The organism is Saccharospirillum sp. (assembly GCF_040881935.1).
Classification (GTDB): domain Bacteria; phylum Pseudomonadota; class Gammaproteobacteria; order Pseudomonadales; family Natronospirillaceae; genus Saccharospirillum.
In genome coordinates this window covers 46,485-71,311 of sequence record NZ_JBBECH010000078.1, presented here as the reverse complement: position 1 = coordinate 71,311, position 24,827 = coordinate 46,485, and the positions used below count along the sequence as shown (strand labels likewise).

20 protein-coding genes and 2 pseudogenes are annotated in these 24,827 nt (G+C 56.6%); 14 read left to right on the top strand and 8 right to left on the bottom strand.

What is annotated here, in order from left to right:
• Nucleotides 1–185: 185 nt before the first annotated feature.
• Both WEB54_RS14625 and WEB54_RS14620 read left to right on the top strand, forming a co-directional pair.
• A complete protein-coding gene (locus tag WEB54_RS14625; RefSeq protein ID WP_368056498.1) occupies nucleotides 186–731 on the top strand; it encodes a DUF6624 domain-containing protein in 546 nt (181 codons plus the stop codon).
• Between the two features lie 96 nt (nucleotides 732–827).
• Nucleotides 828–1,805, top strand: coding sequence for an AAA family ATPase (locus WEB54_RS14620; protein ID WP_368056496.1), 978 nt, complete (start codon nucleotides 828–830; stop codon nucleotides 1,803–1,805).
• Between the two features lie 30 nt (nucleotides 1,806–1,835).
• On the opposite strand, the pseudogene WEB54_RS14615 reads toward WEB54_RS14620, so the two are convergent.
• The 3 genes and pseudogenes from WEB54_RS14615 to WEB54_RS14605 form a co-directional block, all read right to left on the bottom strand.
• Nucleotides 1,836–2,097, bottom strand: a pseudogene (locus WEB54_RS14615) (hypothetical protein); the annotation flags it as partial.
• Nucleotides 2,098–2,330: 233 nt separating this feature from the next.
• Nucleotides 2,331–2,990, bottom strand: coding sequence for a peroxiredoxin (locus tag WEB54_RS14610; protein ID WP_368056494.1), 660 nt, complete (start codon nucleotides 2,988–2,990; stop codon nucleotides 2,331–2,333).
• Between the two features lie 288 nt (nucleotides 2,991–3,278).
• A pseudogene (locus WEB54_RS14605) lies at nucleotides 3,279–4,238 on the bottom strand (O-acetylhomoserine aminocarboxypropyltransferase/cysteine synthase family protein); the annotation flags it as partial.
• 88 nt (nucleotides 4,239–4,326) lie between these two features.
• On the opposite strand from WEB54_RS14605, the gene WEB54_RS14600 reads away from it, so the two are divergent.
• Both WEB54_RS14600 and ppk1 read left to right on the top strand, forming a co-directional pair.
• Nucleotides 4,327–4,596, top strand: coding sequence for a DUF3303 domain-containing protein (locus tag WEB54_RS14600; RefSeq protein ID WP_368056492.1), 270 nt, complete (start codon nucleotides 4,327–4,329; stop codon nucleotides 4,594–4,596).
• A 217-nt stretch (nucleotides 4,597–4,813) separates the two neighbouring features.
• Complete coding sequence (ppk1, locus tag WEB54_RS14595) at nucleotides 4,814–6,895, top strand: polyphosphate kinase 1 (RefSeq protein WP_368056490.1); 2,082 nt, start codon at nucleotides 4,814–4,816, stop codon at nucleotides 6,893–6,895.
• A gap of 174 nt (nucleotides 6,896–7,069) precedes the next feature.
• On the opposite strand, the gene WEB54_RS14590 is transcribed toward ppk1, so the two are convergent.
• Both WEB54_RS14590 and uvrD read right to left on the bottom strand, forming a co-directional pair.
• Nucleotides 7,070–7,585 carry a DNA-deoxyinosine glycosylase gene (locus WEB54_RS14590; protein WP_368056488.1) on the bottom strand — a complete coding sequence of 172 codons (516 nt, stop codon included), beginning with the start codon at nucleotides 7,583–7,585 and terminating at the stop codon, nucleotides 7,070–7,072.
• Nucleotide 7,586: 1 nt separating this feature from the next.
• The gene (uvrD, locus tag WEB54_RS14585) at nucleotides 7,587–9,752 is read right to left on the bottom strand and encodes a DNA helicase II (protein WP_368056358.1); all 2,166 of its coding nucleotides are present in this window, start codon (nucleotides 9,750–9,752) and stop codon (nucleotides 7,587–7,589) included.
• A gap of 178 nt (nucleotides 9,753–9,930) precedes the next feature.
• Here uvrD and WEB54_RS14580 point away from each other — a divergent pair, with 178 nt between their 5' ends.
• Entirely contained in the window at nucleotides 9,931–12,654 is a 2,724-nt protein-coding gene (locus tag WEB54_RS14580; RefSeq protein ID WP_368056486.1) for an EAL domain-containing protein, read from the top strand.
• Nucleotides 12,655–12,941: 287 nt separating this feature from the next.
• Nucleotides 12,942–13,133 carry a PA3496 family putative envelope integrity protein gene (locus WEB54_RS14575; protein WP_127560298.1) on the top strand — a complete coding sequence of 64 codons (192 nt, stop codon included), beginning with the start codon at nucleotides 12,942–12,944 and terminating at the stop codon, nucleotides 13,131–13,133.
• A 269-nt stretch (nucleotides 13,134–13,402) separates the two neighbouring features.
• On the opposite strand, the gene WEB54_RS14570 is transcribed toward WEB54_RS14575, so the two are convergent.
• Nucleotides 13,403–13,636, bottom strand: a complete 234-nt coding sequence (locus tag WEB54_RS14570) for a hypothetical protein (protein ID WP_368056484.1) — start codon at nucleotides 13,634–13,636, stop codon at nucleotides 13,403–13,405.
• Nucleotides 13,637–13,683: 47 nt separating this feature from the next.
• Between WEB54_RS14570 and WEB54_RS14565 the strand changes: the two genes are divergently transcribed.
• Both WEB54_RS14565 and WEB54_RS14560 read left to right on the top strand, forming a co-directional pair.
• The gene (locus tag WEB54_RS14565) at nucleotides 13,684–15,549 is read left to right on the top strand and encodes a DUF294 nucleotidyltransferase-like domain-containing protein (protein ID WP_368056364.1); all 1,866 of its coding nucleotides are present in this window, start codon (nucleotides 13,684–13,686) and stop codon (nucleotides 15,547–15,549) included.
• Nucleotides 15,542–16,165, top strand: coding sequence for an exonuclease domain-containing protein (locus WEB54_RS14560; protein ID WP_368056482.1), 624 nt, complete (start codon nucleotides 15,542–15,544; stop codon nucleotides 16,163–16,165). Before WEB54_RS14565 ends, WEB54_RS14560 begins: the two co-directional genes overlap by 8 nt.
• A 183-nt stretch (nucleotides 16,166–16,348) precedes the next feature.
• Here WEB54_RS14560 and WEB54_RS14555 read toward each other — a convergent pair whose 3' ends face one another.
• The gene (locus tag WEB54_RS14555) at nucleotides 16,349–17,185 is read right to left on the bottom strand and encodes an ion transporter (protein WP_368056368.1); all 837 of its coding nucleotides are present in this window, start codon (nucleotides 17,183–17,185) and stop codon (nucleotides 16,349–16,351) included.
• Between the two features lie 150 nt (nucleotides 17,186–17,335).
• Here WEB54_RS14555 and WEB54_RS14550 point away from each other — a divergent pair, with 150 nt between their 5' ends.
• From WEB54_RS14550 to WEB54_RS14525, 6 genes are all read left to right on the top strand, one after another.
• On the top strand, nucleotides 17,336–17,647 hold the full coding sequence (locus tag WEB54_RS14550; protein ID WP_368056370.1) for a DUF2007 domain-containing protein: 312 nt from the start codon (nucleotides 17,336–17,338) through the stop codon (nucleotides 17,645–17,647).
• 36 nt (nucleotides 17,648–17,683) lie between these two features.
• The gene (locus WEB54_RS14545) at nucleotides 17,684–18,481 is read left to right on the top strand and encodes an acyl-CoA thioesterase (protein ID WP_368056372.1); all 798 of its coding nucleotides are present in this window, start codon (nucleotides 17,684–17,686) and stop codon (nucleotides 18,479–18,481) included.
• Nucleotides 18,482–18,551: 70 nt separating this feature from the next.
• Complete coding sequence (locus tag WEB54_RS14540; RefSeq protein WP_368056480.1) at nucleotides 18,552–19,442, top strand: NAD-dependent protein deacetylase; 891 nt, start codon at nucleotides 18,552–18,554, stop codon at nucleotides 19,440–19,442.
• Between the two features lie 237 nt (nucleotides 19,443–19,679).
• Nucleotides 19,680–20,525: an AAA family ATPase gene (locus WEB54_RS14535; RefSeq protein ID WP_368056376.1), complete on the top strand. Its 846-nt coding sequence runs from the start codon at nucleotides 19,680–19,682 to the stop codon at nucleotides 20,523–20,525.
• A gap of 6 nt (nucleotides 20,526–20,531) precedes the next feature.
• Nucleotides 20,532–21,713 carry a VWA domain-containing protein gene (locus WEB54_RS14530; protein ID WP_368056378.1) on the top strand — a complete coding sequence of 394 codons (1,182 nt, stop codon included), beginning with the start codon at nucleotides 20,532–20,534 and terminating at the stop codon, nucleotides 21,711–21,713.
• Nucleotides 21,714–21,817: 104 nt separating this feature from the next.
• The gene (locus tag WEB54_RS14525) at nucleotides 21,818–23,476 is read left to right on the top strand and encodes an ABC transporter permease (RefSeq protein WP_368056443.1); all 1,659 of its coding nucleotides are present in this window, start codon (nucleotides 21,818–21,820) and stop codon (nucleotides 23,474–23,476) included.
• Nucleotides 23,477–23,499: 23 nt separating this feature from the next.
• On the opposite strand, the gene WEB54_RS14520 is transcribed toward WEB54_RS14525, so the two are convergent.
• A complete protein-coding gene (locus WEB54_RS14520; RefSeq protein ID WP_368056478.1) occupies nucleotides 23,500–24,663 on the bottom strand; it encodes an ABC transporter ATP-binding protein in 1,164 nt (387 codons plus the stop codon).
• Nucleotides 24,664–24,827: the final 164 nt, after the last annotated feature.

The following is a 24,827-nucleotide window of genomic DNA, read 5'->3' as shown; positions in this document are numbered from 1 at the left end:
TCGCTGGGAATCGGAGTTCTTTTCGGGCTATGGATTCTGCAAGTGGTTCATGCGGACCAGTTGGCAAGCTCTAACAATTAGTTGCAGTTCGTTCCGGCCCTCGCGGGCCTCCGCCGGACGGCCTTTTCTCCGCTTCACTGCGTAAAGGCCGCCGCTGAACATTGGCGTTAACTAGAGAGGCGTGCATGGATCAGAGCCTTGCAGAAGAATTGATTGAAATGATGCAGGAAGATCAGCTTGTGCTGCGGCAGCTCTTCGAATCAGGTGAGTTGCCTTCTGAGTCTTATCATCCCCAAATGAAAACCCTGCATGAACATAATTCTTCCCGCCTGAAAGAGGTTATTGGCCGTCACGGCTGGCCCGTCATTTCGTTGGTTGGGGAAGAGGCTGCCGAAGCTGCCTGGCTTATTGCTCAGCATTCCGTTTCAGATACTGACTTCATGGCCGAGTGTGCCTGCTTGCTGGAGGATGCCGTTGCAAGAGACGATGTGGAGGGATGGCAGCTGGCATTTCTTCAGGATCGGGTGCGTACTTTATCTGGCAAGCCTCAATACTACGGGACCCAGTTTGATCGTGATGAAAATGGGTGGCCAACTCCGTTTCCCATAGAAGACTCTGATACTGTCAATGAACGTCGTTCGCGCCTTGGGCTAAACTCCCTAGAGGAGCGCCTGGAACAAATGGCTGAGCAGGAGCGGAAGCGCCGTGCCAATATCCAGCAAACCAGTTAACCAAACGCGGCCCTCGGACGCCCTTGTCTCCGCTTCGCTGCGCCAAGTTCGCCGGGGCGCTCTGCGTTATGCCTCAATCAAATCGAGAACGAACTAATGGATCAAAAAAGAAAAATTAGCCTTCCGAAGGAAAATGGAAATACTGTAGAGATTGAAACGACACAGAGTTTACTGCTTGTTGGAGCTAATGGTGCAGGTAAGAAAAGGTTAGGTACGTGGATTGAAATAGACTCACCGAATAAGAATCTTGTTCATCGAATATCAGCGCAAAAGTCATTAGCAATGCCTGACTCGACAACGCCTGTATCAATAGAAATTGCGGAAAATACACTTTTATTTGGCAATAAGGATTGGAATCACCAACACAAAGTACATAAGTGGAGTAAAAAGCCAGCAACCACCATGCTCAGCGATTTAGATAAATTGCTTGTTTGTCTATTCTCTGATGAAACAGAGGAGAACGCCAAATTTAAAGTAAAATGTAAATCGAGTTCGGATAAAATTGAGCCTCCCATAACAAAACTTGATCGCGTAAAAGAAATTTGGGAAAGAATACTACCTCATAGAGAGTTGGTAGTCGGCGGTCTACGCATTCAGACTAAAGTTAAAGGTGGAAACGGAAACTTATACAATTCTTCGGATATGAGCGACGGCGAACGAGTAATCTTCTATTTAATTGGTCAGTGTCTGGCAGCTCCAAAATACGGGATTGTTGTAATTGATGAGCCTGAGTTGCACTTACATAAATCTGTCCAAGCCCCGCTGTGGGCTGAAATTGAGAGTCTAAGAAGTGACTGCTTATTTGTATATTTAACACATGATGTAGACTTTGCAGCGGCCAATGAATTAGCAACAAAGATTTGGTTGAAATCATTCGATGGAACATCATGGGATTGGGAGCAGTTGTTACCATCTTCAGGCATGCCAGATGAGCTTACACTTGAGATACTGGGGAGCAGAAAACCTGTTCTTTTTGTAGAGGGTGTAAGTGGTAGCTTTGACTCTTCTTTATATGCATCCATTCTTTCGAATTTCCTTGTTATCCCAAGAGGAAGGGTAATCCCCCCTTTATAAAGGAGGTCAAAAGTAGAGCTTAGGCCGCTGCGCGCGAATGGGATTTAGATCGACATAAGCCAGACAGGTTGCCAGGGCGGTTTCATCGAGCAACGCCTGGCATTTGAAGCGACCTTCCCACCAATTTGTCCGGAACAAATTGGCGCGGCTTTAGCTGCCGCGCAGCGGTGGAAACCATGGATGGTTTCCATAAAAATCGGCCAGTGCAGACATCTTCTGCATTGGCCTGGCGCGCGATGTCTTCGTTCAAGGCTCGCATGAACCAACTGATTGACATCAAGCGTTCGCGCCATTCTGTTACCTGCTCTGAAAGGAACCTGACGGCCTGTTTTGATGGAACTGTATAAACCACTGGATGAATGTTTTAGGGTCAAGTGCTATTGTGGGTGTCCGTGTTAGCGTCCAGTGAGCGCGGCCCTGCCAGCTTTTCGGTGATAGACTCGGACGGCAACGCAATTCTAATCGACCCGCACGTGTGACAGGGGAGCCAGCCCGGGCTGAACCGGGTGGCCCCTAGAATCCGCCTTATTTCGGCTGATCAACAATGCGCAGATAGGGCTTAAGCGTGCGGTAACCCTGCGGGTACTTCTTCTGCGCTTCTTCATCGGAAACCGCCGGTGGAATGATCACGTCTTCGCCGTCTTTCCAGTTTACCGGTGTCGCGACCTGGTGTTTGGCGGTAAGTTGCATCGAATCCAGCGCGCGCAGAATTTCATCAAAGTTGCGACCGGTGGTCATCGGGTAGGTCATCATCAGTTTGACTTTCTTGTCGGGTCCGATGACAAACACTGAGCGCACCGTGGCGTTGTTGGCCGGGGTACGGCCTTCGCTGCTGCCTTCTTCTTCTGCCGGCAACATATCGTACAGTTTGGCCACTTCCAGTTGGGTGTCGCCAATCATCGGGTAATTGGGTTTGTGGCCCTGGGTTTCTTCAATGTCGTCGGCCCATTTGGCGTGGTTTTCGACCGGGTCGACGCTCAGGCCAATGATCTTGGTGTTGCGTTTGTCGAACTCCGGCTTCAGGCCAGCCATATAGCCGAGCTCGGTGGTGCATACCGGCGTGAAGTCTTTGGGGTGGGAAAACAGAATCGCCCAGCTATCGCCGATCCAGTCGTGAAAGTTGATCTCGCCCTCGGTGGTTTGGGCGGTAAAGTTCGGTGCTACATCATTGATGCGTAGTGACATGGTCAGTCTCCCTGTTTTGTTTGGATGACGGAGGTTGTTTTTACGACACTACTGGTGTCGGTGCGCAAGCGATCATTTTCAAGCGTTGAATCCGAATCCTGTTAGTGCGAGTTGTCATAGCATTAGATCGTTTTTTCTCAATTCAATCACTGTTAACCCACTATAGCAGCGCTAACCGTTGTGGCTACTACCCTTTCAGTAGACCTTGTGCGCAGCCATTGCGTCGCAACCAATGCCGGGGATATCCGGGTGGGGTCTCGCCCCGAACCGGGTATCCCTTGTCGATGGTTAGCCAGCCGACTTGGCGAGTGCCTGGTCGATGTCGGCTATCAGGTCGTCAACGTGTTCGATGCCGATGGATAGCCGAACCATGTCGGCGCTGACGCCGGCGGCTTTGAGTTCGTCGTCGTTCAATTGGCGGTGCGTCGTTGAGGCGGGTATGGCGGCGCAGCTTTTGGCATCGCCAATATTGACCAGGCGCAGTATCAGTTCCAGTGCATCATAGAAGCGGGCTCCGGCATCGCGGCCACCTTCGATACCGAAACTGAGAATCCCCGAGGCGGTACCGTTCATATATTGCTGAGCCAGGGCGTGATCTTTGTGATCGGGCAGTCCCGCATAATTCACCCAGTTGACTTTGGGGTGCTGCTTCAGATGTTCGGCGATCTTCTGAGTGTTTTCGCATACGCGTTCAATACGCAGCGCCAGAGTCTCCAGACCCTGTAGTATATTCCAGGCAGCCTGTGCCGACAGGGCGGCACCCATATTGCGCAGTGGCACGACCCGGGCCCGGGTAATGAAGGCGGCCTCACCCACATCGCGGGTGTAGCTGACACCGTGGTAAGACACATCCGGTTCGTTTAGCAGTGCAAAACGTTTGGGCTGATCGGCCCAGGGGAATTTGCCGGAATCGACTATCACACCGCCCACGGTGGTGCCATGTCCACCCATATACTTGGTGGCAGAGTGCACGACGATGTCGGCACCCTGTTCAATCGGCCGCCACAGAAAGGGCGTGGCAACGGTGTTATCGACGATCAGCGGAACGCCGGCGGCGTGCGCAATCTCTGCCAGGCGTTTAATATCAACAATGCTGCCGGACGGGTTACCGACCGACTCACAGAAAACGGCTTTGGTGCGCTCATCGATCAGCTTGGCAATGCCTGCAAAGTCGTCCTTGTCGGCAAAGCGGGTTTCAATGCCCTGGCGAGGCAGGGTGTGGGCGAGTAAGTTGTAGGTGCCACGGTGATGAGGTTCTGGAGTTGCACGTTTCAGGTTAACATTGAGTTCTCACACTGCCAGTTTTTCGGGTAAATTACGACTCAGGAGGTAGCAAATGCTTCATATGGTGATTGCGCGACACAGTCCGGAATCTTGCCCGGGTCGCCAGGGTAACGAATCAGTTCATTTATGTCTGAACTCGATGGAAGAGTTAATTCAGCAGCGTGGTGTAAAAATCGTGGGAAGGTGGGCTGATCCGCCAGCGCATGTAAATTACATGGTACTGGATGCCGAGAATGCTCATGTCATTCAGGAACTCTTCATGGAAAGCGGGCTCTTCGAAAGCATGGAAGTTGATGTTCGGCCAGTCTTGAGTATGGACTAAAAATCCAAGCGTTTCTTGAAATTGCAGAAGTAAAGTAAGCTCTGGCCGGGTTGAGATGCTACGTTTCTTGCTCGTAATTCGATTGGCCGGGGCCGCTACTAACTGGTGCACCTGTGCTACCGCCCCTAAACAGAACGAAAAGCGTAAATCCCGCCCTCAGTCATATCTCTGCAACAGTTTTGTCATACACTGATCATCATTGAATCAGAGGTGGGTCATGGCCGAACCAATCACGCACGAGCATTTTATCAATCGCGAGTTGTCGTTACTGGAATTTCACGACAGAGTGCTGTCTCAGGCGCTGGACGACCAGATCCCACCACTGGAGCGGCTGCGGTTCCTTTGTATTTCCAGTACCAATCTGGACGAGTTTTTTGAAATTCGAGTCGGGGGTCTGAAAGAACGCTTTGAGGCCGGTTCCATGGTTACCGGGCCTGAGGGCATTTCACCGCGCACCCAGCTGGACCAAATCGCCAGTCGGGCCCACGACCTGGTACAGCGCCAGTACGATACGCTCAACACCACCTTGCTGCCGCTGCTGGCAGAGCACGACATCCGCGTGATCAAGCGCGAAGACTGGAGCGAGCAGCAAACACAGTGGTTGAAGTATTACTTTGAGCATGAAGTACTGCCACTGCTAAGCCCCATTGGGCTAGACCCGGCGCACCCGTTTCCGCGCATTCTGAACAAGAGTCTTAATTTCATCGTCAAGCTCGATGGCAAAGATGCCTTTGGCCGCAACAGCGGTCAGGCCATTGTACAGTGCCCGCGCGCGCTGCCGGATATGATCAAACTACCGCCAGAGCAACCCCAATCCGGTTCGAACGATTACGTTTTCATGTCATCGATCATTCATTATTTTATGGATGAGATCTTCTTTGGCATGACGGTGATTGGCTGTTATCAGTTCCGGGTGACCCGCAATTCGGATTTGTTTGTTGACGAAGAGGAAACCGGCGACTTGCGTCGGGCCATCGAAGGCGAACTGGTGTATCGACAGTATGGCGATGAAGTGCGCCTCGAAGTCGCCACTAACTGCCCCGGTGAACTGGTGCAGTTTTTGTTCAAACAATTTGAAATCAGCGAGATCGATCTGTACCGCGCCGATGGACCGGTAAACCTCAACCGGCTGGCGACGCTGATCGATCAGGTCAACCGTCCGGACCTGATGTATACACCTTTCGATGCCCGGGTGCCGCGTATTCTGAAGCGCAAGGACACCATTTTCGACGCCATTCGCAAGGGCGATATCCTGCTGCATCATCCATTCGATTCATTCATGCCGGTGGTGGATCTGATTCGCCAGGCGGCGAAGGACCCGCAGGTGCTGACCATCAAGCAGACGCTGTATCGTACCGGGGTGAATTCGATCATCGTTGAGGCGCTGGTCTCGGCCGCCAAAGCGGGCAAGGAAGTGACGGTCATCATTGAACTGCTGGCCCGGTTCGACGAAGAGGCCAATGTGGCCCTGGCCGAGCGCTTGCAGGAATATGGCATTCACGTTGTCTATGGCATCGTCGGTTATAAAACGCATGCGAAAATGCTGCTGATTGCCCGGCGCGAAGGTGAAAAACTGCGCCATTATGTGCATCTGGGCACCGGTAACTATCATCCCAAAACCGCACAGGTTTATACCGATTATGGACTGATGACCTGTAATAAACAGGTCGGTGACGATGTCTACCGGGTGTTTCTGCAACTGACCAGCCTGGGCAAGGTTGGGAAGCTGGAATGTCTGTTCCAAGCGCCTTTTACGCTGCACAAAAACCTGATTCGCAAGATTGAACGTGAGATCGAATTTGCCAAAGCCGGAAAGCCTGCCCGGGTGCTGGCTAAAATGAATTCGCTGTATGAAGAGCAACTGGTGCGCAAGCTGTATGAAGCCAGCCAGGCAGGCGTTCAGGTGGATCTTATCATTCGTGGCATTTGCCAGATCCGACCTGGCATTAAAGGCATCTCCGATAACATTCGAGTTCGATCTATTGTTGGTCGGTTTCTCGAACATACCCGGGCATTCTGTTTCCACAACGACAACGACCCAGAGGTGATTCTCGCCAGTGCCGACTGGATGAGTCGCAATATGTTTCACCGCGTCGAAGCCGGCTTCCCGCTACTGAATAAAAAACTGCGCGATAAAGTGATTAAGGATCTGGAACTCTACCTGACCGATAATCTGCAGGCCTGGGAGCTCGATGCTGACGGACGCTATCAGCAGCAACAACCCAACGGTCACGATCCCTTGTCAGCCCAAATGATGCTGCTCGAAGAAGCCATCGGCTCGGGTAGTTTGGCGCCCTGAGCTCGGCTCATGCTTCTGTGTTGCCAAGTGCCCGTGTCAGACACCGGGTGTACCTATCAGGGGTCGGCGTGAACCCATCCATGGGGCCTAGACCTCAGCATCCATACTTCGGACTTCCCCAGATAGGTACACCCGGCGCCTGACACTTAATTGGTTGCCAACTCGAATCGTGTTTTACAAATAGTCGAGCAATATCCGCCATTGTTCTTTCTTTTGCTCGAAGTTTAGGCTGGCGTGTGCCGGGCTGGTTGAGGGTAGCTTGTGCAGTGGCAGGGCCTGGTCAGCGGCGCTCAGTGTTGGCAGGACTTTCTTGCGATAGTTATCGAATGCCGCCGTGCCGTTGCAGAGTACCGCCTGTGTTTGCCGGTGGCGTGCAAACCATCCGGCAAAATCATTCGGTACAATACTGGTTTTCACGATATCAGAATCGAGGCTGGAAGGCCGTTCGCACTGGTAGAGTGCATCCCATAAGCCAATGTGGCGCTGGGTTAACTGAGCCAGTCGTTCCTCGTAGGGCAGGTTTGCATCAAAACCAAGCCAGTGCCCGAGTATTGGCCAGAAGGCGTTGCGCGGGTGGGCATAATACTGGTGCGCGTTTAACGATGCTTTGCCCGGCATTGAACCGATGATCAGTACTTTGGCCTGGTCCGGTTCGACCGGAGCAAAGCTGTTAATCGTCGCGCCATTCATATTAAATCGCTTCGAGTTTGGCGTACTGCATCATCAGCCAGCGTTCACTGCCGTCGTCGAATGAGACTTGCACCCGGGCGTGGGCGCCGCCGCCTTCAGCGTTGACTAAGGTGCCTTCACCGAACATGGGGTGCAGCACGCGCTGGCCCAGGCTGAAACCGGCGTGGTCCATTGCCATGTCTTGTTGCAAACCGAAATTGACCGGCCGACTGACGGTCGAGCGCAGTCGCACTTCGGTCAGCAATTCCTGCGGAATTTCGCGCACAAAGCGCGACAATGAATTGAAGGTTTCCGAACCATACAGGCGACGGCTTTCGGCGTACGTTAGCGTCAGAATCTGGCGGGCGCGGGTGACGCCGACATAGGCCAGTCGTCGCTCTTCCTGCAGGCCAGAAGCATCGTCCATCGACATCTTGTGCGGGAACAGCCCTTCCTCTAATCCGACCAGAAACACATGGTCGAATTCCAGACCCTTGGCGCTGTGCAGTGTCATTAAATTCACGCTGTCTTCGAATTCATCGGCCTGGCTATCGCCTGCGTCGAGTGAGGCTTCGCCAAGAAACTGAGCGAGTAACGCGACCGGGGTGTCGGCTTCGTCGTTACCGGCGAAGCTCTGCGCGGCGGAGACCAGTTCCTGCAGGTTTTCGACCCGGGCCCGGCCCTTCTCGCCTTTTTCTTTTTCGTGGTGTTCAATCAGCCCGGAGGCTGCGGTTACGTCTTTGACCATGTCGCCAAGTTCTTCTTTGTCGGCGACAATTTTTTTGAGGTCGGCGATCAGCAACATGAAGTCTTCGAGGGCATTGGCCGCACGCTTGGGCAGCACCGAGTTTTCCAGTGCCGACAGGCAGGCTTCCCACAGCGAGTACCCCTGATCCCGGGCGATCACGCGCAGCGTTTCGATGGTTTTATTGCCAATGCCGCGCGTTGGTACGTTGATGATGCGTTCAATTGCCGCGTCGTCTTGACGGTTCAGGATCAGCCGCAAATAAGCCACGGCATTTTTGACCTCCAGCCGCTCGTAGAAGCGCTGCCCACCGTAAATGCGGTAGGGTATCTGGCTGTGAATCAGCGCTTCTTCCAGCACCCGGCTTTGCGCGTTGGAGCGGTACAGCATGGCGATGGTGTTGGCATTGGTGCCGCCTTCCATCAGGCGGTTGATTTCGTCGGCGATGTAACGCGCTTCGTCTTGCTCGTTAAAGGCTGCATACAGCCGGATCGGGTCGCCCCGGTCGCCCTCGGTCCAGAGGCTTTTGCCGAGCCGGGCCGGGTTGTTGGCGATAACGGCGTTGGCGGCGTCCAGAATGGTGGCGGTGGAACGGTAGTTTTGTTCCAGTCGCACCAGGTGAGTGCCGGGGAAATCCTGATTAAACGTCTGAATGGTTTCGACTTTGGCACCACGCCAGCCGTAAATCGACTGGTCGTCGTCACCGACGATGGTGAGGCTGAGTTTGTCGCCGGCCAGCACGCGCAGCCAGGCGTATTGAATGGTGTTGATGTCCTGAAATTCGTCGACCAGCAAGTGGGTAAAACGCTGCTGGTAATTCGCGAGCAACTCAGGGTTGTTGAGCCAGAGCTCGTGAGCGCGCAACAGCAGTTCGCCAAAGTCGACCAGGCCACTGCGCTGGCAGATTTCTTCGTAACGCACGTAGATGTTTTTTAACGTTTCCTGATACCAGTCGCCGTGGGTCTGTATAAACTCGGCACGAAGGCCTTGGTCTTTCTGGCCGTTGATGAACCACTGCACCTGCTTGGGTTGAACGCGATCGTCGGTGATGCCCAGATCGACCAACAAGCGTTTGACCAGCCGCAACTGATCGTCGCTGTCCATTACCTGAAAGTTGTCGGGCAGGTTGGCCAGTTTGTTGTGGTGCTTTAGCAGGCGGTGCGCCAGGCCGTGAAAGGTACCGATCCAGAGTGTATTGGAGGGAGTCTCCAGCAATTCCTCAACCCGGCTGCGCATTTCCCGGGCGGCTTTGTTGGTGAAGGTCACGGCCAGCACGCTGTAAGGCGAGGCCAGGCCCGCGGCAATCAGCCAGCCGATGCGGTGTGTCAGTACCCGGGTCTTGCCACTGCCAGCACCCGCCAGCACCAGTAAATGCTGGGCATCGCTTTCTACGGCCTGGCGTTGTTCGGGGTTGAGTTGGTCTAGCAGGGCATTCAGGCTCATCGGTAAGTTCACTGTACAAAAAAACAGGGGTAGTGTACCAGAAGGCATCCGCCTTTGTGGATGGGCGGGTTGCGCATTAATCTTCAGTCGAAGACCCGGGCCTTTCAGGCCGTTTGCCCTGCGGCCTTTGTGGACTGGTCTATACTCCAGCCCAAATCAACCGGGATTGAACATACCATTGGCCAGACACTCTTTTCGTCAGGAACGCCAACGCCAGGTGTTGCGCCACAGTAACTTGTTGTGGGTGTCCTCCCTGGCCCTGGGTCTGGTGTGCACGACCGTGCATCCTGGTCGGCCGGACGCGTTGGTCGTCGCCGGATTGGTGGCGGTGCTGGCGCTGGCAGGCTTGGCGGTGTCTCGTTTTGGCCTTGTCTGGCAAGACCGGTATCCGCGCTTCCGGGCCATGCCCGCTGTGGTGGTGGTGACCGTGCTGCAATCCTCGGTGTGGGGTTATGAAGCGCATTACGGTGGGCTGTGTCTGACACTGTCGATCGCCTATGTCGGGCTCGCGGCCATCGCGCTTTATGCCTACTGGCGGGCGTTACTGGCCGCCTGGGGGCCGGTTATGATGCTGCCGATTTTTGTTGGCCCGCCGCTGCCTGCCGAGACCCTGATCGATGTGCATCTGCCACTGATGAGTCTGGTGCTGCTTGGGGCCTGGCAGGGGCATTTGATGGCGCGCCGGGCCACGCGACGAGCCCTGGTCAACAAACGCCTGAACGCACTGCTGGTACGCAACCGGGATCGGCTCGAAGCCACCGTTCAGGAGCGCACCCGGGCGCTGAACCGGAGCAACGAACGCTTGCAGGAAGAGGTGGTACTGCGCAAGCAGGTTAATCAGTCGCTGATCAAACACGAAGAGCAGATGAATCTGGCCATGACTGCCAGCGGCATTGGATTTTGGGATTGGGACATCACCGCCCGGCGGGTCTATCACTCCGACCAGCACCGGTTTTTTGGCCAGGTGACTAAAGCCGAGGACGGGGGGGATCTGATTGATAAGGTGCATCCGGAGGACCGCGGCCGGGTCAAGCGCGCCCTGTCCGCTCACCTGACCCGGCGCAGCGACTTTTACCATGCCCGCTACCGCCTGCTGACCGGCGATGACACCGAACCGGTTTGGCTCGAAGACAGTGGCAAGGTGATTGAGCGTTCCCCAACTGGCCAGGCGGTGCGCATGGTCGGTACCCGGCGGGACATCAGCGCCGACATGCGCCAGCGCGAAGAGCTGAGCTTATCGGCATCGCTGTTTAACAACAGCTCCGATGGGGTCTTCGTGCTCGGCCGGGACCAGTGCTTTCGAACGGCCAACCGGATGTTCAGCCAGATTGTGGGGATGCAGAAAAGCCAGTTACTGGGGCGCGACCTGTTCTCGGTGATGCCCACGCATCAATCTCAGCACATTGCCAAGGCATTGTTCAACAACGGTCGCTGGCACGGCGATCTAGTGATCAGAATTGGCGGGTCACGGCGCATCCAGGTGCTGCTGACGCTCACTGCGGTGCGCAGTAAAGACCGCAGCATCAGCCACTTTCTCGGCATCTGTCAGGATTTGTCGCAGCGTTATAATGGCCTCATTCCAACCGACAAAGACGCCTACGACGCATTGACGGGCGTCTATAACCGGCGTTTTTTCCAGGAGTTGTTGGCCGGATTCCACCAGCACGACCCGCTGTTGCCGGACCACTACGCCATCGCCATTCTGAACCTGGATGACTTTGCTGCCCTGAACCGCCACGTGGGTACCACGGTGGGTGATCAGTTGCTGCGCGATGTTGCGGCGCGGCTGACCAACCAGAACGACCCGCTGCGTTGGGTGGCCCGGCTTGGCGGCGATCGGTTTGGACTGTTTCTCGAATACGAAGGCGACCGGTGCAGCTTGGAAGAGTGCCTGACGACTCTGCTGGAGGAAGTGGCCCGGCCGATGCTGATTGACGATCAGGTAGTATCGCTGACCGCCAGCATCGGGGTTTGCAGAGTACAGTCCGACAACATCGATACCCTGCTGACGCTGGCGCAACAGGCGATGATTCAGGCCAGTGCCACCGGTGGTAATGGCATCAATTACCATGCCGCCTACCCGCCCGGGCTGCCACAGCTGAGCGAAGCCTGGGCCCTGGAACTCAGGGAAGCACTGGCCGGGCAGGTGCTGCACCTCGAATTCTGGCCGCGTACGCGTTTGGTGGGTGGGCGCCTGGAAGGGGTCGATGCCCGGGTGATCTGGCATCACCCGGTGTATGGTCGGCTCGAATCGGAGGTGTTGTTGTCGATGGCCAGCTCCGTTGGGATGGGCCCGGCGTTGCAACGCTGGTGTCTCCAACAGAGCTGCACTGAGGCAGTGCGCTGGCAGCGTGAGGGTTGCGAAACAGTGCGTCTGTCACTGCGTCTGGCTTCGAACCAGCTCGATGATGAAAACTTTGTCGAGCAGGTGGCCGCGATGCTGGCTCATACTGGCCTTGCCAGCGATGCGCTCGAACTGGTGGTGACCGAAAGCCAGTTGATGGCCGATGTAACCCACATTCGCAGTGTGCTGGATAAGCTATCCCGGCTGGGCGTTCATCTGGTGCTGGGTGACTTCGGGGGAGGCCAGTCGTCGCTGAGCCACCTCAAGCACGTGCCGGTCAATGCGCTGAGCCTGGCCCCAACCCTGGTGCGTGAGGCGGTCTCCGCAGGGCAGCAGCCAGTGCTCAAAGCGGTGATCGAGATGGCGCACAGCCTCAACCTGGCGGTGATCGCCAGCCCGGTTGAACAACCGGCGCAATTGCGGTTGCTAAAAGACCTGGGCTGCGACATCGCTCAGGGTGGCCTGGTTAGCCAGTCGATGAAGGCCGATACCCTATTGGCCCTGGTGCAGCAACGACACCAGACGCATCTGGCGGTGTCGCCGATTCGGGTGCACTAAGTCTCGCAGACACGTTCTGGCCTTTGGGCTTAAATAGCAGTACCAATTTGGGCATACAAACTGCATATGGATGGCTCGGTAGCGGGTCGCTCCCTGTTCGACGAAGACCTTGACCGGCGTCACTGAATCGCCATATGGAGCGGATATAATTCCGCCCGGTTCAGCGCCAACACTCACGTCTGAAACGGAAGCTCCCCGAACCATACCCTTGTTACTTATGCGATTAGCAACAAGAAAATGCACGATCAACTATAAGAAAACGGCAGTCGCCCTAAGGAGTTCAACTTATGTCGGTTAATCTGTTCGATCTTGAACTGGCTAATATCGAAGACGATCAGTTGCATAAGCCCACAGAGTCCAGCGAAAACAAGCGTTCCAATAACCATCGTCGTCTGGCTGCCCGCCGCGCTATTGAAGATCATATGGAGCAGCAACGTTTGCGCAAGGACCTGGACGATCTGGATCTGGAGTTGTTCTAAGCGAGCTGTTCAGGCTGGAGACCCTGGCTTAAAAGCCACCGCTGGCAAAAGATAGAACGCTCATCAGTCTGCCTTTTGCCAGCGGCGCATACCCGCCGATTTCGGTCAGGCGCCATGCTTTCTCTACGCCGCCGCTAGCTTACTCAATTCCGACATAAAGCCTTAATACTGTGCTCCCTGTTGTTACCCAACCCTACACTCTGTGTTACGAACCGTTACCCGAACTGACCGATTGGACCAATTCTGAGCGAATTGACCTCAGATTGACCTCAGATTGACCTCAGGAAGGGGGGCGCGATTGACACCTCTGCTAACAGTTGGCGCAACGCCTGATCGGCAGCGCGATTGCTGTCGCGCATCTGTGCATCCAACTGGCTGGCCCACTGCGTCAGAATGCGATGCATGGCGGTGGGTAACCGGTTCAGGCTGCGTTCCGGGCCGGGCACCGGTGGCAACGTTGCCGCTTTGCGCGGCTGAAGACCGGGAAAAACAGCGGCAGCCATGGTAAATTGCCGGGAGTTCCACGAGTCGCCCGGATAGAGGATGGACTATGAACAGCGACGACCTGCACGATGTGGTGGAATTTCTCGCCCGGACCCTGCCGTTTTCGGCGCTGTCGGCCGAAGAACGCTCGGAAGTTGCCCGGCGGTTGAGCATCGACTACGTACCGCGGCAGCAGCAATCGGCCCTCACCCTCACCGGCTACCTTTACCTGATTCGCACTGGCGCTTTCGAGTTACGCACCCAGCATGATGAACTGATTGACCGACTGGGTGAGCACGAGATATTCGGCGTCAACACCCTGCTCGAAGGCAATACCGGCGGCATCCGGGTGTTCGCCATCGAAGATGCGCTGGTGTTCAAGTTATCGAGTGAGGATTTCACCTCGCTGTGCGAGCGCTATCAGCCGATGCGGCAATTCTTTCAGCAAATCAGTGAGCAGCGTCACCGCCAGAACCGGCTGATTCTCGACCGCGATGCCCAACCCCGCTTCGAGCAACCGCTGAACCAGTCAGTACGCCAGTTTGCACACCTGGGGCCGGTGGTCGGCCAGAGTGATATCAGCATCAAGGCCGCGGCTGGCATCATGCGCGAACACCGGGTGTCGTCGCTGTTACTGATGAACGGCGACACCCTGGCTGGCATTGTCACCGACCGGGATTTGCGCAACCGCGCCGTGGCCGAAGGGATGGATTTAACCCTGCCGGTGTCGAGTATCGCTACCGATGAACCCTCGACCATCGATGCCGATGCACCTTTGTTCGATGCCCAGAAACTGATGACCCAACAGCAAATACATCACCTGCCGGTCATGGAGAAGGGCACACCAGTCGGCATGATTTCCGCCACCGATCTGGTGCGGGCTCAGCAGGTTTCGCCGCTGTATCTGATTAACGACATTCAGCGTCAGTCGTCACTGGAGGCCCTGGCCGAATTGCGCCACCGCATTCCCCGGCTGATCCACAACTGGGTGCAGGTCGATACCAGCCCCTATGAAATGGGCCATATTCTGGCTGCCATAGGCGATGCCTTTGTGCAGCAATGTCTGCGCCTGGCCAAACTGGAAGTCGGCGAGGCGCCTATGCGATTTGCCTGGCTGGCGTTCGGCTCCCAGGCCAGAATGGACCAGACCTTTGCCTCCGATCAGGACAACGCTCTGATTCTTGCGCGCGAACCGACGCCGCAAGAAGCCGACTATTTTGCCGCCATGTCCGACTGGGTATGCGTAGCGCTGGATCGCTGCGGTTACGTGCTGTGCCCCGGTGACATCATGGCGCGCAATCCAAAATGGCGGCGCAGTGTCGCTGGCTGGCAGTCGGCTTTCGATGACTGGATTGATCAGCCAACGCCAGAGGCCTTGCTTAACAGCAGTATCTTCTTTGATGTGCGGGTGATCGATGGCGATGCCAGCCTGCTCGACCCGATTCAGGCCCATCTGGCCACGCGTACCCCCAGGGCCGATATCTTTCTGGCCATGCTTACCCAGACCGCCGTGCGCAGTCGCCCACCGCTTGGCTTTTTTCGTCAGTTCGTGCTGAAAAGCAGTGGCGAGCACGAAGATGCGCTCGACCTGAAACACAGAGGCGTGGCATTGGTGAACGATCTCGCGCGGGTCTATGCCCTGGCCTCGGGCGTTACTGTGGCCAATACCCAGGAGCGTCTGCTCGCGGTAAAGTCCATCGGTGGCATCGACGCCGAACTGGCCGAAAGCCTGATGGAAGCCTGGTCGCTAATTGCGCATCTGCGCATCGAAGGGCAGAGCAATGCCCTGGCCGAGGGTGAAGAGCCAACCAGCTTTGTCGACCCGGATACACTCAGTTCCCTGACGCGCGCCCACCTGAAAGACGCTTTCGCCACCATCAAGCGCGCCCAGTCACTGGCCCTGCAACGCTTTGCGCGAGGTCAGCTTGGTTAACTGGATCAAACACTTGCTTCGCTCGGGCGAAGGCTGGGAGTCTCGTCGTTATTGGGTACTGGATCTGGAGCTTTCCGGTCTGGATCCGGTGGACAGCCACATTCTGAGCGCAGGTTGGGTGTGCATTGAAGAGGGTGTTATTCAATTGGACCAGGCCGGCTATTGCCTGTTCAAACAAAGCGCCCTGATGGGCGACGATGTCAGCGAGAGCGCTCATGTGCATCACATTACCGATCAGCAACGCGAACAGGGCGTCGACTTGCGGCTCTGGCTGCAACAACAGTTGTCGCAACATCAGCACGATGTCTGGGTGATGCACCATTCGCCGCTCGATCTGCGTTTTCTGAAAATGCACAGCCAGCGCCTCGGAGTGCACTGGCCAAAACCGGAAACGCTCGACACCATGCTCTATGAAAAACGACGCGTGCCACCGGACCGGCTAGGCACCCATGCAACGCTTAATTTGAATGCCTGCCGCCACCGTTACAGCTTGCCACACTATCGATCACACCACGCATTCAGTGATGCACTGGCAACGGCGGAATTGTTTCTTGCCCAGGTAAAGTCGCGCCGTGATACCAACCTGACGGACCGGAAATTGAAGCGGTTGTTCTAGTGGTTGAGCCTGAAATGAGCAACCAAATCAGTGCCAGGTGCCGGGTTGGCTTATCCGGGGAAGTCCGCAGCAGGGAGCTGCGGTCTAGGCCCCATGGATGGGTTCACGCCGACCCCGGATAAGCCAACCCGGTGACTGGCATGAACGACTGATAGAATAGAAAAACAAACCACCAAAGCCGAATTAGTGGTTTGAATTGGATTTTGATTTTCCTTCCAACAATTGCTCCATCCGCTGCATTTGTGCCTGCATCTGGTTCAATTGCGCGGCCATGTCATGGCGTTCCTGATGCGCCTCTTCGCGGCTGCTTGCATTTTGTTCGGCGGTCATGACGTCGAGAATGGCACCGACCATCATGTTTAGAAACACGAAAGCGGTCAGGAAAATAAACGTCAGGTAGAAGATCCAGCTGAGCGGGTGGACGGCCATGGTTTCGTACATCACATCGGTCCAGTCTTCAAAGGTGGCGATGCGAAACAGCGTCAACATGGCGATGGAGACATCGCCCCAGAGGGTCTCATTGATGTTGGCAAAAAACAATGAACCAATGGCGCCGTAGATGTAGAAAATAATGAACATCAGCAGTGCGATGTAACCCATGCGCGGAATTGCTCTGAGCAGCGCATTGATCAGCGAGCGCAACTCCGGTACCACCGACACCAGACGCAACACTCGGAATACGCGCAACAGGCGACCAATTAATACCGCATCGGCATTTTCCAGCGGGACTAAACTGCCAACGACGACCAGCGTATCGAACAGATTCCAGCCATCCTGAAAGAAGCGTTTCTTGTTTTCGCAGACCGCGAAGCGAAACAGGATTTCCGCCAGGAAAAAGTAGGTGATGGCGTAATCCATCACCGATAAAGCTCGGCTCAGCAGGGGTGGCAGGTCGTAGGTTTTGGCCCCGATGGTGATGGCCGACAAAATAATGATGCTGATCACCACAATTTGAAACAGGCGGCTCGATTCGACGTGTTTCAATTGTGCCGCCAGTGATTGGGAAGACACACCAGACATAATGCAGGGACTCCAGAATTCTCAAGTGGCGATTATACGGGGGCAATGCGGCACATCCTATGATCTTGGCGATTGGATGTGAAAAGATAGTGTCTGCATTGCACCGGGCCCCGGCCTTCCCTAAGCTTGAGGTTAGAGACAGGAGACTTTATGAAGCTGGTGTTCACCCATCCCAACCACTTTGCCGTGATCCACGTGCGCCACTTGCTCGAATCCCACGGGATCGACTGCGAGGTGCGCAATGAATTTGCTGTTGGGGCCATGGGCGAGCTTGCTCCTATTGATGTGTGGCCTGAGCTTTGGGTCGCTGCAAGCGACGATGAAGAGCGCGCTCGGGTATTAATCGACACCGCCGAAGCCGAGGCTGACAAAGCCGACTGGTACTGCAGCCAGTGTGGCGAGCGCAATGCTGGCAGCTTCGAGGTGTGCTGGGCCTGTGGCGCTGAACCGCCGCAACGATGAAACAGGCCGGTTTGGCCAATTAGAGGATCGACCACAATGACGATAGATGAACTCCTGGAGCAGGCTCGCCAGGCTGGCACCGAAAACACCATGAGCGTGCCGGACAGTTGGGGCCAGGGGCGCACCGTTTACGGAGGTCTCTCAGCTGGTCTCGCCTATCAGGTGATGCGGGCTTCTGTGTCTGCAGACCGGGTTCTGCGCTCGCTGAGTGTCAGCTTTGTTGGCCCCGTGGCCACCGATGCGCCGCTCGGGTTTCAGGTTGAAGTGTTGCGTGAAGGTAAAAACGTCACCCAGGTGGAGGCCCGCGTGGTGCAGGACGGCCAGGTCGGGGTGGCCATGCTGGCCAGCTTCGGCCAGGCGCGCACCTCCGTTACCGGGGTCAAAAACACCGAAACGCCACCGTTTAGCCGACCGGAACAACCGGTCTGCCTGCCGTTCATTCCCAAGGTAACGCCGCAGTTCTTTCAGAACATCGACGTTAACCTGATCGACGGCAACCTGGCTTTCACCGGAGCCGACACCTCGCACCACGGCGGTTTTATGCAGTTCAGGGAGGCCCCGGCCACGCTCACCGATGCCCATCTGATCACCCTGATCGACGCCTGGCCGCCAACGCTGCTGCAGCAATTGAAAACACCGGCCCCGGCCAGCACCCTGGCCTGGAATCTGGAATTTCTGCACCCGCATGCCGAAGTGCCGGCCGACGCCTGGTTTGGGTATCGCGCCATTACCCGTCAGGCCGGTGAAGGCTATGGTCACACCGAGGCAAATGTCTGGAATGCCCATGGCGATTTAATTGCCATCAGCCGACAAACCATTACGGTGTTTGCGTGATCGAGTCGACGGTGATCTCCGTAACCAACTGCAATAGAGTTGAATTACAAACAGTGGAAAAGGAAGCAGCATGAGGGCAACAGAGCCAGGGTTTCGCAGCGTCGCCATGCCGCCTTCCAGCCGTGACCCTCGGGTCCTGGCGGTCGACGAGGCGACTGCCCGGCTCTCGGACTTTATCAACCGGCATTCCCGGTTGTTTATTCTCACCGGCGCGGGCATCAGCACCGCCTCGGGCATCCCGGACTACCGGGACGACAAGGGCGGCTGGAAGCGACGCCCGCCGGTTCAACACCAGGAATTTATGACCCGCTACCCGGTACGCCAGCGCTACTGGGGGCGCAGCCTGATCGGCTGGCCGGTTATGCAAAGCGCCGCGCCGAATGCGGCGCACCAGGCGCTGGCGTCACTGGAACAAGCCGGGCAGGTGTCGGCACTGGTCACCCAGAACGTTGACCGGCTGCACCAGAAAGCGGGCAGCCAACAGGTCGTCGACTTGCATGGCCGGGCCGACGAAGTGGCGTGCATGAGCTGCCATTACCGCTGCCCGCGCGACGAAGTTCACGACCGCTCACGCCTCGCTAACCCTGCCTTCAGCGGCTACAGCGCAGAAACCGCACCCGATGGTGATGCCGACCTAGAACTGGATTTCAGCCAATTCAAGGTCATCGACTGCCCACAATGTGGCGGCATTTTAAAGCCAGATGTCGTCTTCTTCGGCGATAATGTCCCCAGAAACAGAGTAGAACAGTCCATGGCCGCACTGGAAGCCAGCGATGCCATGCTGGTTATCGGGTCCTCCCTGATGGTGTTCTCCGGCTACCGCTTCTGCCGCCACGCCCACCAGTCCAACATCCCCATGGCAACACTCAACCTCGGCGCCACCCGGGCAGATGCCCTGATGGATCTGACCCTGAACGCGCCCATAGGCGATACACTGGCTTGCTGGTCGCTTTCCCAGTAATTTGTCTGCGAGGTTGATCCAACGGCCCACTGCCACTTCAGTCAAAGCGACTGCTTAGTAGAGGCAACCTACTGACAACCCATAGCCACAGTTTACCGATGGTTTGGTTCAACCAGTAAACAATCCCAGGCAACCAGCCCGATTACCAACCTGAGCGACCCGCTGACACTGCAGGCGTTTATTCTGTGCCCGGCTCGGCTTACACTCGGGGGAAATCCGCTTTGTACAGGTTATTGAATGTCGACGTTTTCCGGGTCTGATCGTTATATTGCCACTGGCGAGTTACAGCGTGCGGTGAATGCCGCCATTACCTTGCAGCGGCCCTTGTTGGTAAAAGGTGAGCCGGGTACTGGTAAAACGTTATTGGCTGAAGAAATAGCCGCCGCGCTTGGGATGCCGCTGGTGCAGTGGCACATTAAATCAACCACGCGAGCGCAACAGGGGTTGTATGAATACGATGCGGTGTCGCGCTTGCGCGACAGTCAGTTGGGGGATGACCGGGTTCATGATATCCGGCATTACATTCGCCCCGGTAAACTCTGGGAAGCCTTTACCGCCGAGCAGCGCGTGGTGTTGCTGATTGATGAGATCGACAAGGCCGATATCGAGTTTCCCAACGACCTGTTGGTTGAGCTGGATCGTATGGCGTTTCATGTGTATGAAACTGGGGAGACCATCGAGGCGGTGCAGCGTCCGGTAGTCATTATTACCTCCAACAACGAGAAAGAACTGCCCGATGCATTTTTGCGGCGGTGCTTTTTTCACTACATTCAGTTTCCCGATGCCGGGACCTTGCAGGCCATTGTCGATGTGCACTTCCCGGAGCTCGAATCCCGACTGGTGCGTGATGCCCTGCAGGTGTTTTTTCAGGTTCGGGAGGTGCCCGGTTTGAAGAAAAGGCCTTCCACTTCTGAACTGATCGACTGGCTGAAGCTGTTGGTCAGCGACCGGCTCGCGGCCGATGCTTTGCGAGACGGTGATATTCGTCAGGCGTTGCCACCCCTGTATGGTGCCTTGCTGAAAAACGAGCAGGACGTGCACCTGCTGGAGCGGCTGGCCTTTATGAGCCGGCGCGAGCGCTGAGTTGTTATGCTGATTCGATTTTTTACCACGGTACGCCAACACGGTGTTAGTGCCACACCCAAAGAGCTGCTGACCTTGCTGGAAGCGCTCGAAGCAGGCCTCGGCTCGGCCGATGCTGAGGCGTTCTACGAACTGGCACGGCTGTGCCTGGTAAAAGATGAAACCCAGTTCGATCGCTTTGACCGCGCCTTTGCCGACTTCTACGACGGTTTGGAAGCACTGCCAAACCCGCTGGATGTGGATCTCCCAGAGGACTGGCTGCGGCAGCAGCTGATGCGTGACCTGAGTGAAGACGAGAAAGCCGAACTTGAAGCCATGGGCAGTCTGGATGAACTGCTGGCCACGCTGGAAGAGCGGCTGAAAGAACAGGAAGGTCGGCACGAAGGCGGAAACCGCTGGATCGGCACAGGCGGCACCAGCCCGTTCGGACATGGTGGTTATAACCCCCAGGGCATTCGTATTGGCGGGCCCGGCAAGCACTGGCGGGCGGCCAAGGTGTGGCAGCAACGCCAGTATCGTAACCTCGACGATAACGTGGATATCGGCACACGGAACATTCAGATGGCGTTGCGTAAGTTGCGCCAGTTTGCGCGCACCGGTGCCCGGGAAGAACTGGCGCTCGACGATACCATTCGCTACACCGCCCGCAACGCCGGAATGCTCGATATTCGAACCCGGCCGGAGCGGCACAATGCGGTTAAGGTGTTGTTGTTTCTCGATGTCGGCGGGTCGATGGACGATCACGTTCGCGTCTGTGAAACCCTGTTTTCCGCCTGTCGTAGCGAGTTCAAGCATCTGGAGCATTTCTACTTCCACAACTTCATTTACGACCACGTCTGGCACGACAACAGCCTGGGCCGCCAGGCCGTCACCCCGCTCAACGAGGTGCTGCGCAAATATGGTCCGGATTACAAAGTCATCTTCGTCGGTGATGCCGCCATGGCACCCTATGAAATAGCGGCCGCCTACGGCAGCATCGATTTCATGAATGAAGAACCGGGCGCGGTGTCTTTCGAACGGCTGCGCCGGCATTTCAAGCGCAGTATCTGGCTGAATCCGATCGGCCGGGAATACTGGAATTACACCCAGAGCATCGGCATGGTGCGACAGCTAACAGAAGACCGGATGTATCCATTAACAGTGGAAGGGTTATCTCAGGGAATCGCAGCGCTTAGCGGCAAAGCCTGAAGGTGCTAACTCATGGTCAGGGAAGGCCTCATTCTCTATACTCCCGCCCTTTCTCTTTCTTCCATTCGAGGTCGAGGTCAACTGTGTCGCAGACGACAGGAGCTCTGCCGGGCAATAAAGTCGGTGCTGGCCGGCCCCGGTTCAACCTTTGGTCCTGGCTCACCTTTGCGATAGCACTGGTCGTGGCACTGCCTGTGGTTGTGGTGCTGGTCCATATTTTTCTCCCGTCCGGAGAGGTGTGGGGGCATCTGGCCAGTACCGTGCTTCCCCGTTATGTACAGAACACGGTCGTGCTGGCGCTCAGCGTTAGCATAGGAACCTTGCTGATTGGCACCGGAACCGCCTGGCTGGTGGTGATGTGCCGTTTTCCCGGCCGCCGACTCTTCGAGTGGGCGCTGTTGCTGCCATTGGCGGTGCCGACCTATGTTATTGCTTATGCCTATACCGATTACTTTCAGTTCACCGGGCCCATCCAAACCTTGCTGCGTGACACCTTCGGCTGGGGGCGCGACGATTACTATTTTCCAGCCATTCGCTCGCTGGGCGGTGCTGCCACGCTGATTACACTGGTGCTCTACCCCTATGTCTACATGCTGGCGCGTGCTTCATTCATGGAGCAAACGGTCGGCATGCTGGATGTGGGGCGTACCCTGGGCCTGAGCCCCTGGAAAATGTTTGCGCGCATTGCCGTGCCAATGGCACGCCCGGGGCTGGTCGGCGGCGTGTCGCTGGTGCTGATGGAAACCCTGAATGAATTCGGCGCGGTTCAGTTTTTCGGAGTTGATACCTTCACCACCGGTATCTACCGCACCTGGTTTGGCCTCGGCGAGCCGGTAGCGGCGGCCCAACTGGCGGCTTGTCTGCTTGCTTTTGTGTTTGCCGTTGTTTTGCTGGAGCGTGCATCACGCGGCCAGAAGCAGTATTACAACACGTCCGGCCGGCATCAGGCGTTGCCGGAGTATGCGCTACGCGGCTGGCGAGCCTGGCTGGCCTGGGCTGTCTGTGCGGTGCCGGTCACGGTCGGGTTCGTGTTGCCAAGCCTGCTGCTGGGTTGGATGGCGATAGAGACCGGTGATTCGCGGTGGGGATGGCCGTTTTTTGAGTACGCTCGCAATACTCTGGTGCTGGGGGCTCTGGCCGCCGCCGCCGCGGTGCTGCTGGCGGTGCTGCTCAGTTACGGCGCGCGTCTGCAACAGGGCCCGGCGACGCGCCTGGCAACCCGAACAGCGGCCATGGGGTATGCCATTCCGGGGTCAGTCGTAGCCGTGGGGATTCTGATTCCGCTGGCCTGGATGGACCGGCAGTTGAATCTGTTCACCCGCGACTATTTCGGCGCCATCATCGGGCTGATTTTCAGTGGTTCCGTCTTCGTGCTGATCTACGCCTATATTGTGCGGTTTCTCGCGGTCTCCTTTAACACCGTGGAAGCGAGCCTGGGCAAGGTAACCCCGACCATGGATGCCGCTTCCCGAACGCTGGGTCAGACCGCTGGCGGAACGCTGCGCCGGGTGCATACCCCGATCATGAAGGGCAGCTTGTTTGCCGCGGGCATCCTGGTGTTCGTCGATGTGATGAAAGAGTTGCCGGCGACGGTGATTCTGCGGCCATTCAACTTCGACACCCTGGCCATACGCGCCCATAACCTGGCGTCCGACGAACGCCTTGCTGAAGCGTCGACGGCGTCGCTGGCCATCGTCGCGGTCGGAATCATACCGGTGATTTTGTTGAGTATTGCGATGCGTCGCTCGCGCCCGGGGCGCTGACCGGGCGATAGGCGGCAGGTCGGTTATTCGGCTCGTTCGCCGGAAACGGCAGCTGGGTAGCGGGGGAATACAAACACCAGGTCCGGGTTCAATTCAAGACGAACCGGCTGACCGGGTGTTGGCAGGAACACCCCGGGCACGCGGGCGTGCAGATGCACTTCGGTGGTGCTGCCGGTGCTGTGTGCACACAGGTGAATAAGGCTCACCGGCCCCAGCAGGCGGGACATCAGCACATGGCTGTGACGGTGGTGGTCCTCCTCGGTCGGGCTACCGATCGGCTTTACCGTCAGTGCTTCAGGGCGAATGTAGACGCTGACCGCCGTGGCTTCCTCGAGATTCGGAGTCGCCACCCGGCCCGCGGGTGTGGCGACATGACCGTTGCAGACAACGCCATCAAGCTCATTCACGGTGCCAAAGAAGGTGGCCACAAAGGGCGTTTTTGGCTGGGTGTAAAGCTCGGTGGGCGTCCCGGCTTGAACCAGCTTGCCATCGCGCATCAGGAAAATGCGGTCGGCCATGAACATGGCCTCTTCCGGATCGTGCGTTACCAGCAGGGTGGCGGCATTTACCGATTTCAGTACGTGCAAGGTATCGTCGCGAATCTGGTCTCTGAGCCGGCTGTCGAGGCTGGAAAAGGGTTCGTCGAGCAGCATGACCTGGGGAGCAGGCGCCAGCGCCCGTGCCAGTGCCACCCGTTGCTGCTGACCACCGGACAACAGGTGCGGAAATGAGGTCGCGTGGTTCGCCATGCCCAGCTTGCCCAGCAACGACATGCCGCGTTCCTGGCGTTTTATGGCGGACAGATGACGCAGGCCGAAGGTGACGTTATCGAGCACGGTGAGGTGCGGAAACAAGGCTGAATCCTGAAACGCCAGGCCAACATTGCGCTTTTCGGGCGGTGTCTGCTGGCCGCCGCCTCTGGCCTTGAGTTCACCTTCGATATGAATCTCCCCAGTCTGCAATGCTTCCAGCCCGGCGACCAGCCTTAACAGGGTGGTTTTCCCGCACCCGGAAGGCCCCAGCAGACACACCACTTCGCCAGACCGCAGCGATAGAGACACGTCACTGACCGCCAGGGCGCCCTCACTATAGCAATGAGCAACGTTACGCAGTTCCAGCGCCGGCACCGGGTTTGTTGCGGCGCCGGGCTGCTCGAAAGAGGGTTGTTTGGCGGTGAATAATGTCATGGGATGCACAGGCACATTAACGCGACTATTTAGCGAATGATAACCTAAATCAGTGTCAATTGTCTTGAGTGTTGACGGCGGTCTGTTCCGGTGGTTAAATCTAAGCGCGAATAAAAATTGTTATCATTAGTGTGTTTGATAACTGAAATATGGTTGATGTTGGG

Bases quoted from the DNA above. Each gene is read 5' to 3' on its own strand.
- WEB54_RS14625 (WP_368056498.1), top strand. From the start codon at position 186: ATGGATCAGAGCCTTGCAGAAGAATTGATTGAAATGATGCAGGAAGAT.
- WEB54_RS14620 (WP_368056496.1), top strand. From the start codon at position 828: ATGGATCAAAAAAGAAAAATTAGCCTTCCGAAGGAAAATGGAAATACT.
- WEB54_RS14610 (WP_368056494.1), bottom strand. From the start codon at position 2,990: ATGTCACTACGCATCAATGATGTAGCACCGAACTTTACCGCCCAAACC.
- WEB54_RS14600 (WP_368056492.1), top strand. From the start codon at position 4,327: ATGCTTCATATGGTGATTGCGCGACACAGTCCGGAATCTTGCCCGGGT.
- ppk1 (WP_368056490.1), top strand. From the start codon at position 4,814: ATGGCCGAACCAATCACGCACGAGCATTTTATCAATCGCGAGTTGTCG.
- WEB54_RS14590 (WP_368056488.1), bottom strand. From the start codon at position 7,585: ATGAATGGCGCGACGATTAACAGCTTTGCTCCGGTCGAACCGGACCAG.
- uvrD (WP_368056358.1), bottom strand. From the start codon at position 9,752: ATGAGCCTGAATGCCCTGCTAGACCAACTCAACCCCGAACAACGCCAG.
- WEB54_RS14575 (WP_127560298.1), top strand. From the start codon at position 12,942: ATGTCGGTTAATCTGTTCGATCTTGAACTGGCTAATATCGAAGACGAT.
- WEB54_RS14570 (WP_368056484.1), bottom strand. From the start codon at position 13,636: ATGGCTGCCGCTGTTTTTCCCGGTCTTCAGCCGCGCAAAGCGGCAACG.
- WEB54_RS14565 (WP_368056364.1), top strand. From the start codon at position 13,684: ATGAACAGCGACGACCTGCACGATGTGGTGGAATTTCTCGCCCGGACC.
- WEB54_RS14555 (WP_368056368.1), bottom strand. From the start codon at position 17,185: ATGTCTGGTGTGTCTTCCCAATCACTGGCGGCACAATTGAAACACGTC.
- WEB54_RS14550 (WP_368056370.1), top strand. From the start codon at position 17,336: ATGAAGCTGGTGTTCACCCATCCCAACCACTTTGCCGTGATCCACGTG.
- WEB54_RS14545 (WP_368056372.1), top strand. From the start codon at position 17,684: ATGACGATAGATGAACTCCTGGAGCAGGCTCGCCAGGCTGGCACCGAA.
- WEB54_RS14540 (WP_368056480.1), top strand. From the start codon at position 18,552: ATGAGGGCAACAGAGCCAGGGTTTCGCAGCGTCGCCATGCCGCCTTCC.
- WEB54_RS14535 (WP_368056376.1), top strand. From the start codon at position 19,680: ATGTCGACGTTTTCCGGGTCTGATCGTTATATTGCCACTGGCGAGTTA.
- WEB54_RS14530 (WP_368056378.1), top strand. From the start codon at position 20,532: ATGCTGATTCGATTTTTTACCACGGTACGCCAACACGGTGTTAGTGCC.
- WEB54_RS14520 (WP_368056478.1), bottom strand. From the start codon at position 24,663: ATGACATTATTCACCGCCAAACAACCCTCTTTCGAGCAGCCCGGCGCC.